10 protein-coding genes are annotated in these 13,341 nt (G+C 27.8%); 1 reads left to right on the top strand and 9 read right to left on the bottom strand.

What is annotated here, in order from left to right; all coding sequences use genetic code 11:
* Positions 1-4 precede the first annotated feature (4 nt).
* The 5 genes from CLOTH_RS06955 to CLOTH_RS06935 are packed head-to-tail and all read right to left on the bottom strand — an operon-like array spanning position 5 to position 9,018.
* Positions 5-1,768, bottom strand: coding sequence for a hypothetical protein (locus CLOTH_RS06955; RefSeq protein WP_079412458.1), 1,764 nt, complete (start codon positions 1,766-1,768; stop codon positions 5-7).
* 21 nt (positions 1,769-1,789) lie between these two features.
* Positions 1,790-2,944 (bottom strand): aminotransferase class V-fold PLP-dependent enzyme, encoded by a 1,155-nt coding sequence (locus tag CLOTH_RS06950; RefSeq protein WP_079412456.1) that lies wholly within the window; start codon positions 2,942-2,944, stop codon positions 1,790-1,792.
* 15 nt (positions 2,945-2,959) lie between these two features.
* Positions 2,960-6,493 carry a hypothetical protein gene (locus tag CLOTH_RS06945; protein ID WP_079412454.1) on the bottom strand — a complete coding sequence of 1,178 codons (3,534 nt, stop codon included), beginning with the start codon at positions 6,491-6,493 and terminating at the stop codon, positions 2,960-2,962.
* Positions 6,494-6,505: 12 nt separating this feature from the next.
* A complete protein-coding gene (locus CLOTH_RS06940; RefSeq protein ID WP_079412452.1) occupies positions 6,506-7,363 on the bottom strand; it encodes a DUF4007 family protein in 858 nt (285 codons plus the stop codon).
* A 2-nt stretch (positions 7,364-7,365) separates the two neighbouring features.
* Positions 7,366-9,018 (bottom strand): phosphoadenosine phosphosulfate reductase domain-containing protein, encoded by a 1,653-nt coding sequence (locus tag CLOTH_RS06935; protein WP_331722049.1) that lies wholly within the window; start codon positions 9,016-9,018, stop codon positions 7,366-7,368.
* A 291-nt stretch (positions 9,019-9,309) separates the two neighbouring features.
* Between CLOTH_RS06935 and CLOTH_RS06930 the strand changes: the two genes are divergently transcribed.
* Complete coding sequence (locus tag CLOTH_RS06930) at positions 9,310-10,011, top strand: hypothetical protein (RefSeq protein WP_079412450.1); 702 nt, start codon at positions 9,310-9,312, stop codon at positions 10,009-10,011.
* Positions 10,012-10,049: 38 nt separating this feature from the next.
* On the opposite strand, the gene CLOTH_RS06925 is transcribed toward CLOTH_RS06930, so the two are convergent.
* Genes CLOTH_RS06925 through fliK form a run of 4 tightly spaced genes read right to left on the bottom strand, consistent with a single transcriptional unit; the run spans position 10,050 to position 13,341 of the window.
* A complete protein-coding gene (locus CLOTH_RS06925) occupies positions 10,050-11,576 on the bottom strand; it encodes a YifB family Mg chelatase-like AAA ATPase (protein ID WP_079412448.1) in 1,527 nt (508 codons plus the stop codon).
* 11 nt (positions 11,577-11,587) lie between these two features.
* Positions 11,588-11,932, bottom strand: coding sequence for a YraN family protein (locus tag CLOTH_RS06920; protein WP_079412446.1), 345 nt, complete (start codon positions 11,930-11,932; stop codon positions 11,588-11,590).
* The gene (locus CLOTH_RS06915) at positions 11,925-12,203 is read right to left on the bottom strand and encodes an EscU/YscU/HrcU family type III secretion system export apparatus switch protein (protein WP_079412444.1); all 279 of its coding nucleotides are present in this window, start codon (positions 12,201-12,203) and stop codon (positions 11,925-11,927) included. The genes CLOTH_RS06920 and CLOTH_RS06915 overlap by 8 nt, the downstream gene beginning before the upstream one ends.
* 4 nt (positions 12,204-12,207) lie before the next feature.
* Positions 12,208-13,341, bottom strand: a complete 1,134-nt coding sequence (fliK, locus tag CLOTH_RS06910; protein ID WP_079412442.1) for a flagellar hook-length control protein FliK — start codon at positions 13,339-13,341, stop codon at positions 12,208-12,210.

Below are 13,341 nucleotides of genomic sequence, written 5' to 3'. Positions count from 1 at the left end.
CCCCCTAACTATCTGCAAAGAGTTTTGAATCCTCTATAAGAATATTCATTGTTCTTATATTATCTTTATTTAAGAATAGTAGCTTTATTTCTTCACTATCATAATTTTCATTTCTACACTGTTTTAAAAGTCTTGATTTTATTTTATTTAATCCAAATGTAAAGCTTGGATTTAGACTAGTAAATATCTCACCTTCATTTATTCTCATGAAATATTTAAGCATTTGGTATGTTATTTCAAAACAATCTCTTTTATCACTTCCAATTCTGAAATACAGCTTATTTGTTTCTCCGCTTTCTTTCATTGTATCTTCACTGGATTGATTAAATACATTTATATTATTTCTATTGAATTCTCCTAGGATCAACTGTACATTCTGTATATCATCAAAATCTTTTTTGACGGTTAAATATAAAATATCATTATTTTTGTTATAAACACCTAGGAAAATTTTGTATAAAGCATCGAATATCAAATTTCTCAATTTCTTCCTTTCTAGGGAGTTTAAATTTCTGTTTTTCATTAAATTATAATATTCCTTGAAAGCATCAGAAAATATTTCTGAAATCATCGTGTTGAATTCTTCACTACTAATATTGCTTAATATCATATAGAACCTTCTAAACGCTCTTCTTAACTGCATAGAATTGTAACTTTCTATTCCTAAGCTCTCTATATTAATTCTTAACTTATTTTCTAATATATATCTAACTTCATCATCGAACATATCGAAATCTTCATTTACAAATAAGCTATGGTCTTTAGATAGCGAAATTTGATCTATACCTATTTTAGAAAGTTCTTTTATTGCCTTTATGTTATAACTTTCCTTTATAAATTCAATCCCCTTATAGCCAAAGAATAGGTTAGGAAAAGCATAATCAAACAGTGCTTCTTTATCATGAGTTAATTTCTCATTTATTTGTTCACAAGTTAAATTTCCTGTAAGAGCAAAAGATATGTGTGATACCATTTGTCTTACAGTTAATCTCGATTCATTTTCCTTAAGGTAAGTATAAGCTCTTTCTATAAAATCTATAATTCTATCTATATTCTTTACGCAAGTTCGATAATTAAAAGCTATAGGACACATATCTGTATTTTTACAATATATACATTTTTCCCATAGATTCTCTTGTAAAATTTTAGTTAACAACTCTCTTACTAAATATGTGTTATCTATCTTAGCCATATTTACTATTTTAAAACTTTGGACACTATCACCTATTTCTACTTGTATATCTTCTAAATTGTTACTATCTAATTGTTTTAACAACCTATCTTCAAATTCTTCAAACTTTGTATCATCATTAATTACTTTTCTAAATGTATTTAATAAAGGTCCTGTGTTAGATATAAGAAGTGAAGATACGTTTTTACTAGGTTGTATTAAAAACTCCTTTAACATTTCTTGCTGTTTTGTTTCATTTAATTCACTCATATCTTTAACATAAAAAAACTTATTTAAAACAAGATCTTCTTCTTTTAATGGCTTTTTATTTTCTTTTGACATATACCCTAATTTGTATAATAGCTGTATAAGTATGCTTGTCTTACCATCGCCAGCATGACCTGTCAGTATTACAGCACTAGACTTTTCTTTTTCAAATAGTTCCCCATATATATAGTTCCCTAGTCTTCTATCTACTTTTATATAATCATAATATTTACTCTTAACTTGAGATTCTGCTAGTGCATTTTCATTGTTACTGCTAGCATTATTCATTGTATTTAAGTAACTAACAAATCCACTCCCAATATTGTTCATGATACTTTTCTCCTTAATAATTTATATTTCGTATTCTAAATCACTTAAAGCATCATCCAGTTTCCTTATATCTTCTAACGTTGTAAAATACCCTGTACTAACTCTTATAGTTCCTTCTGGTAATGTGTTACTTACTATATGGGCATTGGGTGCACAATGAAGACCATATCTCAATGTTATTTTATAATTTTTGCCTATACACTCTCCCATAATATCAACAGGGTACCCCTTGATTTTGAATGAAACTATTCCTATATGATTGTTAGTAGGTATATATGTTTGAATAAAGTCATATTTTTGGAGAACACTCACTAACTCTCTTGTAATAATTTCTTCTTGTTTTCTTATATTTTTAACACCTATTTCATTTATCCACTTCAGTGCTTTATACAAACCAAATATGGCTAATGTATTTAAACTTCCTGCTTCATATTTAGATGGAAGTTCATTTGGCATATTCATACTCATAGATTCAGTACCTGTTCCACCATATATATACGGCTTCAAATCTATGTTTTTATTCATAATAAATCCTGCTATGCCAAATGGCCCATATAAAGTTTTATGCCCTGCAAATATAACAAAATCAAATCTATACCTTAATAGATCTAACTCCACTAATGCCATAGACTGACATGCATCTATAATATAAATAGGATTATATTTTTTAGATAAATCATATATTTCTTCTATCGTAGATATATAACCAAAAACATTGCTGACATGATTAATTATTACCAAATCTGGAGAACTGTTTTCAAATTCATATTCTATTTTCTGGAAATCGTATTTCCAATTATCTTTTTCAAACTCTAGGAATTTAATATTTATATCATAATCTTTCTTTATCGCTTCTAAAGTTCTAAGAACTGCATTATGTTCAAAATAGCTTATGTATACATTATTTATCTTACTCCAGTCTAGACCCCAAAGTATTTGATTAAAAGCTATAGTGGCAGAAGGTGTAAAGACAGCCTCATAACCGTCTTTTGCATTTACTAGATTTTTCAACATATCTCTAGTTTCCTTAACTATACTATTTATACCTTGATCATATGAAGTTGTTGCCCTTCCAACATTAGCACCATAATTTTGGTACATATTTATCATATATTCATATACTTCTTTTGGCTTTGGAAAAGTAGTTGCAGCATTGTCTAAATATATATTACTCATTTCTTTACCCCTTATCTATTTCAGTAATTCTATTAATATTTGCCTCTTTTCTTCTTCAGATATAGAATTTCCATAATCTTCTATTGTATCCCTTAGATCATTTAATAGCATCTCACCTCTATCACTAAGTTCCACTGATGTTATAGCAATTTCTAATGTTTGTATATCTTCATTATCTTCCTTATAAGTATCATTTTTGCTTTCTAAGTTGTATTTTATTTCACTAAGTTTTTTGTAGAAATTATTTGGTGTTCCGTCATTCCAATCTCCTATATATATTCCTATAAGTATATATGATAGTTTGTCCAAATATTCTTTAGAGTCATTTAATTGTTTTTTGTCGTGAGCAAAATTTATTAAAGTACTTTCTATTCCACCAGAATACTTTTTAGATTTATCTATATCCCCTATTAACTCATATAACCCGTTGTTAAGGGATATTTGTCCAGGCAGACCTAACACTTTTTTTATATCGCTTTCTACTTTTTCGTATAGATTATTAGTTAAACCATCTATTTTAGCTTTGGCATATTTAATTTTAGATATTAATTCATTATAGTCTTGAGTGTTAAATATAGATTTTAAATCTCTAAATAAAAATTCTATTGAATTTTCATTTAATATTCTAAGTTTATTCTTAAATTTAATAATATCCTTACTTATTCTTTCTGATTCTAAACTTCCTTTGTATTCATTTTTAGCATCTTTTGCATACTTACTTAAATACAAAAACCATTTTTTAATACCCATTGTTAAATAAGTTAAGTTATCATAAACTGTATCATTTTCATTTATATATTCTTTGAAAATGTCTTCTAGTTGTTGTATATATATTTCCTTTTCATAAGTCATTTCTTCTAATCTAAATACAAACCTTTCTGGCATTTCATGTATATCTTCCAATATTTCAGCACTTATTTGTACTTCTACTCCATCTTTCTTAATTAAAAGGTATTTTTTATGTTTATTTAATATAAATCCAAGTATTATAGGTATTGGACCTCTTTTCATACCAAACTTATATTCAGGTAAAATCATAAAGTCATAAATTTTTGCAAAACTCACTTCTTCTGAGGAATTTATGATTATTTCATTTATTCCTTTTACAAGTTTAATAAATGAGTTATTGTAAGTAGTGTCTTTGCTTAAAATACTATAATTTAACTTGTAAGTACCCTCGTTTTCTAATTCATGTATACATCCACTCTTAAGTAATATTGATCTAAGTATAGTTGACTCTAAGCTACCTTTCCTGAAATTTATTGTCTTACTCAAAGGATTCAATATTTCAGCTATTATCTTCTTTCTTGCCCCTTCTACCACCTTTGAAGGATTATTTTTATTTATGATTTCACTATTTATTATAGGAGTATTGGCAAATATATCATCCATTATTTTAGATGCAAGCTCTCTTAAGCATTTCTTATTACTTAAATTCTGTTCTTTATTTCTATATAAAACAATGCTATCTTTTGATATATTAAGTATATTATCTATATACTCAGAAACTTTTTCTTCATAAGATCTTTCTATTACTTCTAGTTCATTTCTTATAGATATATCCTCTTTCTTAAGCTCTTTAAGCTTCTTTATAGACCATAAATCGTATATATCTTCTTCTACATGTTTATCTATTTTTTCATATATGAATATAGCTCTTTCATTATCTAGGTTTAAAATAATGTTATGTGAGTTTACTATATAAACAATCCCATCACTATTTTGGGCCCTTAAATCTTGCTGTATATAGCTATCGTTTAAAGATTCTTCTGCAAACTTAACTTTAAAGTATCTTATAATAGAATTATCATCATTATGTCTTCTGCTTTCTATAAATATATTGCTGAAATTAAGGTTTAAAAAATCTACTACATTTATTTCCTTTTTAGAGTTTTCCTTTATATTCTTTATTTCTGTAAATATCTCAATATCTATATCATTACATATATCTAAAGCTGAAGTAGTTTTTCTATCTATTAATATGTTGTTTCTTATGAGATTTTCTAGTGCATTTAAGCCTTCGTTATTATAAAGAAACTTTATTATTTGTTTAGTCGGCTTTAATAATGAAAAATTATTTATTATATGAAGTATAGCTATAGTTTTTACTATTTCCTTCTCTAGATCTTCTTCTAGTTTTTCTAATGCATTAGATGCTTTTCTCCATACTTTATATATTTCATCTGTGTATCCTAAAGATATTATATTATCCTCAAAATAATCATACAGAACATCTAACTTTACTTCCCGATTATTGTTTTTAACATAATCTGATAAACTGTTAGTTTCATCTTTACACAGAAAACTAAATAGTGTTCTTTCATTTTGAGCTACTTTTTCAGATATTCTAGGTAAGCAATATGCTGTTATAGGATTCATTGGGTAAGCTCCGTAAATTATCCAATTTTCAAATTCCTCATCGCTCAAATCCTTAAATAAATTCCTGACTATCATATTTCTTTTCAAATTTTCAAATTTTTCTTTATGCATTAGTCTAAATTTGTGCCATAATTTTTCATCCTTTTTTATACTACCTGCTGCTAATTCATATTGCTGATTTGTAAAATCATTATATTGAATTTCTTCAAATCTTCCTTCTATAGCTTTCCACTGATCTATTTTATTTTTTTCTAGATTTCCTGTATATTGACTTATATTTTTATGCGATATCAATAGTAAGTGTACTTGTTGATCTTTAGATCTGTTGCAAAACTCTGCGAAGTCTTGTAATAACTTGATATCTAGAAACGCATCATTAGAAACTAGGTATTCTATATACTTGCTAAACTCATCATAAAATACAAATATCCCTTTGTATCCATATTGCTTTATTTTTTCATTTACATCTTTATATATGCTTATAGGATTTGCAGAAAGTAAAGGTTCAAATTCCGCACCGGAAGTTATTTGCTTATATAGCTCTTCAAATTTTTTGTAAGCTTCTTCATTATAGGAATATAGCTTACCTATAAAATCGTTTATATCTTCATCTAATAGCCTTTCAAATAAATTATATGTTTCTAAATAATCTTTCTGCCATAACTTTATTTTATCTACAGCTTTATCAAAATAAAAATCTAGTCTTATATTCCCTAAATCATTTAACTCTAGAGATTTCTTAAGTCCATATATAAGTAAATCACCAAAACCGTTATTATAAGGAGTAGAGTTTAAAATAACAGGCAAATATTTATCCTTAGAATTAATAAAATTATTGATACTTTTATAATGATTATCTTTTTTATCATTATTACTTACTTCTAAAGCCTTGTTAAGTATCATGTTATATTTTTTTTCACTTCTACTGTGATCTGTTATCATTCCTATTAAATATAGTGCTAAGTGTGATTTCCCTTTACCGTAAGGCCCTATCAGTATTTTAGATTTAGTTCTATTTGGATTACTAAAAGATGCAATTATATTACCTATAACTTCTATTGATGATTTCGTTGGTATATAAGATAGTTTTTTTCCCTCATCCTTATAATCAAGATTTAAATTTATAGAAGACTGCATATCTGAATTTAATTTAACAATATCTTTTAACATAGTTGATCTCTCCTAGAACATATTTGTCATTATTTCTTGTAGGCTAGGACTCTTGGCAAATGTTATATAATCTAATCCCCCTGTTCTGGTGAAGTTAATATATCCTAGGTCTTGTAATTTTTCTAATATATCAATAACTTCATACATATTTAAGCTAAATATTTTCCCTATATTATTAGGAGAATAAATTATATTTTTTAAGTCCATAGCTTTATTTTCTTTAGCTTGATTTTTCATCACATGAAAAGCAACTCTTACATCTAACTTCACTTTAGAAGTTCTCTGATATACTATTTCTCCGTTTTTCTTATTATATATTTCTATAAGTCCTAAATCTGTAAAAGGACTCTCTATATTATCTTCGGGAGACTCTATATCTCTTTTTTTAACATAACAGCTTAAAAAACAATTTACATCATCTTTTAAACTTCTCTCCGATACTTCTTTTTCATACTTTTCTTGTATAAATCTATTTAAGTTATTAAATAAATTTTCCCTACTAAACCTATTCCCGTTATATTCATTAAAAAACCAATACCACGTAGTTGCTAACTTCTCGTTAGTTGCTAGATTATAGTGAAGAAGTTGCCATGTGCTAATTTCTTCTAAATATGGATCTCTTTCTAATATTAGGTTTCCTAAATGCGTTAACTCGTGGTAATGTTCGTTACCTTTTCTTTTCCTTTCAACTAAACCTAACGTATCTAACCAATATTTTAGTGAAGTAACCATGTTACTTCCTATTCCAAATTCGTCTGTTAAAGTTAATTTTTTATTAGTAAATATACTTTTATCCTCATTAACTTTCTTAATACCTTTGTGAATCCACCCTCTTCTAATATAAAAACTTTGATGTCCCTTAATTTTCATATCTACACCTCTTGTTTCTTAGTATATAGAACCTTCTTAACATAACATCCGTTTGTAAAGTGAGAAACACACTCTAAACAATGAGTACATTTTTTTTCATCTATATAATACTTATTATTTCTTATTTTTATAGCATCAAATTTACATATACTTTCACATGCTAGGCACTCCATGCATGCTTGATATTTTGTTATTTGACATTCTATCCTCTTTTCTAAAAGAGTTGGGTTATTGTTACTTAATGTAACTATCTTAAGTTTGTTGCTTCCTATATTTCCTTGTATAGATATTATAGGCTGTCTAGTTTTATTATCTATAATTAATACTTCATTAATAAACCTTCTTCCTGAATCTTTGTCTATAACTCCTAAAGGTTTAAAGAGTTCATATAGTTCATCTTCTATAGGCCTTGTTAATTCATATATTTTTGCATTTTGCTCTGTAGTGCAGTTTTGTGAATTAAGCTTAGTACGACTTACATCAAGGCCGTTTCCACCTTGCCTTGCCTTCCATCCCCCTTCTTCTATATAATCTTCTGGATCTGGCTTTCCTATCTTTGTAGCAAAGTCAATTAGAACTTCTCTCCATTCTTTATATCTTTCTGGTTCATATATTTTACTCATAAACTCAGACCAAGAACTATTATTAGGGCAGCACCAACACCCTACTCTTGTGTATCCCCATTCATAAGCTTCATTTATTAACACATTGTTAGCAAGTATATATAGCCATACATCTATATCTTTCCAATCAATTATAGGCCCTACTACTCTTTGTTTTGTAATTTTCGGACTCTCGTAATCTCTTTCATACTTACTTCTAACAACAGATTCACTTCTTCTTATTCCATAGAATGTTAAAACTTCTCTTTTATTTTTAAATAAAGCATCTATCTTCCTACTTATAGGCCCTGTTTTAAATATTGTACAGCACCATCTCATTACTCTAGATGGAGGTCCAAAACTATTTTTTGTTAACTCTATGAAATCTTTTTCTTTATTTCTTACGTTCCTGAGTAATATATTAGCATTCTGCTGTTTAAACTTTTTTACGTAATCATAGGTTGATCCTAACTCTAAAGTTGTATCTCCAAATATATGAAGTATATCAGTTGTTCCAAGAGCTTTAATAACAAGGTCTGATACTACTGATGAATCTTTTCCCCCACTAAAAGATACAAACATACTATCTAATGTGTAATCTGAACATATATTTCTTATGTAACTACAAGCTTCATCAGTTATTAAGTTAAGCCTATATTTATTAACTTGTATAAACTTTTCTATGTTCTCTCTAAAAAATTCATAGCTATTTCTATGCTTATATTCTCTTATGCATTGTCTTATTTCGTCTGGATTCTTAGATGTCAGTTGTTTAACTGATATATTAAGTATTTTCCCATCTACTAGATACTTATTGCCCTTTAGATTCCATACACTTCTATCCATATATTCTAAAGGTTTACCTATAGCACACTCTAGTAACAACCTTTCTTGTGGATATACTACTCTTGCATCCGTTCCCACATAATTTATTTCACCATTGCAATCAGGACATCTTTTTCTCAGTTGACTTTCATCCACTAATACTGGCACATTACATTTTTGACAATAATAAATATTTATTTGCGGAATAATACAGCCTATATTAGACACATATCCACCCCCTCATTTCATGAATTAATACTTTAATTTTACACCAAATGTCAATTCTTCGCCAGATGTAGTCCTTATCATTTTAGATATTGTCATTTCTTTCATTTTTTTGTCATATACACTCCGATTTGCATATTCAAACACATAAATCTACTGTAGTTCTCACTATATGCTATATGTGTAATAGAATGGAGGATAAAAACACTTGTGATTTAACTTTTGGAGGATTTGTATACCTTATGTAGAAGTTTATGAATATACTTTTATTAAGTCATGATTAGGAGGGATGATATGAAAATAAATTTATCTAGAAAGAATAAACAACTACTATATATACTGCTAATTCTAATTGGAGTTGTTCTTTCGTTCAATACAAATAATGATCCGACTCCTTTTGTCAATAGAATATTTAAGCCAGTGAATTTCAAGGGAGGAACCTTGTATTATGGAGGTATTCTTTGCATAATATTAATTAGTGTAGGACTTTCAGGAATACAATTTAAGAAGTTTAAAAGTGAGGGTGCAAAGCTTATCGCTATTATACTAATTTTTCAACTTACTATTCCTTTGAATAATTATAGTGTTAAGTTTATTAAGAGTATGTCTACTGACCTAAACTCAATATATTATATTAGAAATAAGTCTAATACTTTAGATATACAGACAGGGCAAGATGGTGAGTTTATACGCTATACATTAGAATTAGAAAACTGTAGCAACATACCACAACAGTTCTATCTTAAAATAACGATACCAGATTATTACCAGTATTTAATCGTACAAAATGAGCTTGTAGCTAAAGAATATGACCTTAAAACTGATAAGGTATTTGTATTACAAGGTAAAGAAAAAAAGAAGATTGAGGCAGTTTTCTCAGGGGATATAAAAAGTAATAATACAGGAGAGTCTGGCTCTGTTGTTCATAGTACGGCATTTGTTGAGTTTTCTCTAATTAACGATAAGGGAGAGGTTAGATTTATTGAAAGACATTAAATCCCTTACTGATATGGTAAGGGATTTAATATCAAGGCTTATCCCCAGTAAGTAAAGTATGCTTTTCTAAAGGATATAGCCTCAGCTAAATGACTTATATTTATATTTTCGCTACTGTCTAGATCTGCTATTGTTCGGGCAGTTTTTAGTAGTTTGTAGTAACTTCGTGAACTTAATTTATATTTACTAAGTATTTGTCTTGAGAAATCTTTGCAAGTCTTATCAAGGTAGCAGTATTTGTCTATATCTTTTGTGCTGAGTTGATTGTTAGTTTTTATATTACTGTTTTTGTACCTTTCCTGTTGAATATATCTTGCAGCATCTACTCTTTTCTTTATTTCAATTGATGGTTCTGTATCAGTTTGACTATCAAAGTCTTCATAATCCAATGCAGACATTTCTATAAATATATCGAATCTATCTAGCATTGGACCTGATATTTTATTTAGGTATTTATTTACTTCATTCATTTTGCATTTACATTCTCTAGTTATGTCTTTGTAGTATCCACATGGACAAGGGTTCATAGCCGCTATTAGCATGAAGTCTGATGGGTACTTTAGATTCATCTTTACTCTTGAAATATTGACATACTTATCTTCTATTGGCTGTCTTAGTGTTTCTAGTATCTTCTTATCAAATTCTAGTAGCTCATCTAGAAATAATACCCCTTTGTGTGCTAAAACAACTTCTCCAGGTCTTGCATCAGCTCCACCACCTATTAAAGCAGTTTTGGTAGTAGTATGATGTGGTGATCTAAATGGTCTTTTATTTACTATTCCTTCATTTTCATCTATGAGTCCTGCTGCACTATATATTTTGCTTATTTCTATAGATTCATCTAGTGATAGATGTGGAAGTATAGTCTCTAACCTTTTAGCTATCATTGTCTTTCCTGATCCAGGTGGGCCTATCATCAGAACATTATGACCTCCTGCACAGGCTATTTCCATTCCTCTTTTCGAAGAATAGTTTCCCTTTATATCTGCCATATCTAATGTCTGATATTGTGATATGGTTACATTTATTTCTCTTTTGTATGGACTTATATCTGTTTCTTTGTTTAAAAATTTGATAACCTTATCTAAAGTATCAAAACCATAAAGGTCTATTCCTTCTATGAATGATGCTTCTTTTAGATTATCTACTGGTAGAAACACTTTTTTGTAGTTTTTTCTTTTGGCCTCTATTATTATAGGGAGAATTCCCTTTACTTTCTTTAACTTTCCATCTAGAGATAATTCTCCTAAAAATAATATGTCTTTGATATCAGTTTCAACGGTTGTATATTGATTATGTAATATACCTACTGCCATTGAAAGATCAAAGTGAGATCCTTCCTTTTTTATGTCAGCAGGGGATAGATTTATAACTATTCTTTTGTTAGGAAATTCATATCCACTGTTTTGTATTGCTGATTTTATTCTTTCTTTAGCTTCTCTTATAGATGTGTCTGGTAGCCCTACTATGCTGAACATTGGTATTCCTCTACTTAAATCTACCTCAACATCTACTATAAACCCATCTATTCCCAATATTCCTGCACTACTAACTTTGTAGAACAAATTACCATCTCCTAAAAAGCATTTTTCATATAGTTTATCTTTTTATCTTTTAGATATACTTCTACTATGTCAAAACTATAGTCAAAGTTTTTTAGATTTTTTCTAAGTATGTATTCTTTGGCTACAGTTTTTATTTTATTTTGCTTTTTTATATTTACCCCTTCGCAAGGATATCCATAATTTAGGCTATTTCTAGATTTAACTTCTACAAATGATATTGTAGCTTCCTTTTTTGCTATTAAGTCTATTTCTCCACATTTTGTTTTGTAGTTTCTTTCTATAATTTCAAATCCACATCTTGAAAGATAATTGCTTGCGATTTGTTCTCCTAATGCACCCTTTTCTTTGTTATTCATTAGATTTCACCTTTTGAGAGTCTATCTTTGATATGAATACTAGTATTTCTGCAACTGCTTCATATAGTTCTATTGGTATTTCTTCTTGAAGCTGTATGTTTTGTAGTTGTGTTGCTAGTTTATCATCTTCGTATATTGTTATATTATTTTCTTTTCCTTTTTCTATTATGTTTTTTGCAACTAACCCCTTCCCCTTAGCTACAAGTTTTGGGGCACTGTCTTTATCTATATCATACTTTAGTGCTGCTGCAATTTTATCTTTTTTGTTCATATCATCACACCCGTATATCAAAGTTTGCGTAGTCTATTTTTGTTTCTTCTAATATGTTGAATCTATCCTTTAACTTTACTTTGTAGTTTATATTTATATCTTTTATTCCGATTGAATTTATATTATTTATTAGTTTAGACTCATTTTTCTTAAACATATTTATTATTTTTTCATTTTCTGATGAAAATGTTATATTTAATCTATTATCACAATATCCTAATAAGCTTTCTACTTTACCTAGATTATGGGTATTTAAGGAAATAAATATACTTATCTCTTTCTTGTTCTTTGAAGTTTTGCTCTTTTTACTACTTAGCGTAATTTCTGCTAAATTTTTGTATCCATTATATTGAAATGGAATTTGAAAGTACATACTTTCATTAGATAGTGTGTTTAGGAAATTTAGTCTGTCGTTTATTTGACTTAATTCTTCTTTATCACTGTATATTCTTTCTTTTATATTTATTTTCTTAGCTAGCAGTTCTAAGTTGTTTTTTATTTCATTTAAATTAATTTCCTTACTGTAAGATAAATCTTTTATTATGTTTTTTATTATTGCTTTTATTTCACATTTGGAAGTTTCTTTAGAATTGCTTACTATTTGGTATAGTTTATCTAAAGTTTTTTCTAGATTCTCACCTTTTTTAAGAAAATCATCTAGTGTTTTTATATTTTGGTAATTTAGTTTAAGATTGTTCTTAAATAGAAATATTAAGTCCTTTTCTTCTAAATTTATTGATTTTAAATCACTTAATATATTTTCTATATTTTTGCCATTTTTGTTTATGTATATTTCTCTTAATACTTGTCTAACTTCTTTGTTTTCTATATCGTCTATACTTTCATTTAAAAGTTTTATTTCTTCGTTACTGAATTTTGATAAAGCTTTAAATGAAGATAGATTTTCTTTTATTGTTTTAAAATTTTCTTTATTAACTGTAATGTTTTCTTTTATCATTTGTTTTATGATTTCTTCATTTTCTTTTGTATTTGGCACATTAAGATCATTTATTAATTTATTTAGACTTAAATCTATTTGTTCATTAGAATTGTGCTTTTCTACTAATGCTTTTGTATCTTCTGTAGATATGTTAGAATTTGGAATAAAGCAATAATGTGTATTGCTTGTAATTTTCAT

The sequence above is a fragment of the Alkalithermobacter paradoxus genome (assembly GCA_002029295.1).
Classification (GTDB): domain Bacteria; phylum Bacillota; class Clostridia; order Peptostreptococcales; family Peptostreptococcaceae; genus Alkalithermobacter; species Alkalithermobacter paradoxus.
The sequence above is the reverse complement of the archived record's forward strand: the minus strand, read 5'-3'. Positions and strand labels throughout refer to the sequence as shown.

Coding starts and splice junctions, on each gene's coding strand:
- CLOTH_RS06950 (WP_079412456.1), bottom strand. CDS start 2,944: ATGAGTAATATATATTTAGACAATGCTGCAACTACTTTTCCAAAGCCA.
- CLOTH_RS06955 (WP_079412458.1), bottom strand. CDS start 1,768: ATGAACAATATTGGGAGTGGATTTGTTAGTTACTTAAATACAATGAAT.
- fliK (WP_079412442.1), bottom strand. CDS start 13,341: ATGAAAATTACAAGCAATACACATTATTGCTTTATTCCAAATTCTAAC.
- CLOTH_RS06940 (WP_079412452.1), bottom strand. CDS start 7,363: ATGAAAATTAAGGGACATCAAAGTTTTTATATTAGAAGAGGGTGGATT.
- CLOTH_RS06920 (WP_079412446.1), bottom strand. CDS start 11,932: ATGAATAACAAAGAAAAGGGTGCATTAGGAGAACAAATCGCAAGCAAT.
- CLOTH_RS06945 (WP_079412454.1), bottom strand. CDS start 6,493: ATGTTAAAAGATATTGTTAAATTAAATTCAGATATGCAGTCTTCTATA.
- CLOTH_RS06915 (WP_079412444.1), bottom strand. CDS start 12,203: ATGAACAAAAAAGATAAAATTGCAGCAGCACTAAAGTATGATATAGAT.
- CLOTH_RS06930 (WP_079412450.1), top strand. CDS start 9,310: ATGAAAATAAATTTATCTAGAAAGAATAAACAACTACTATATATACTG.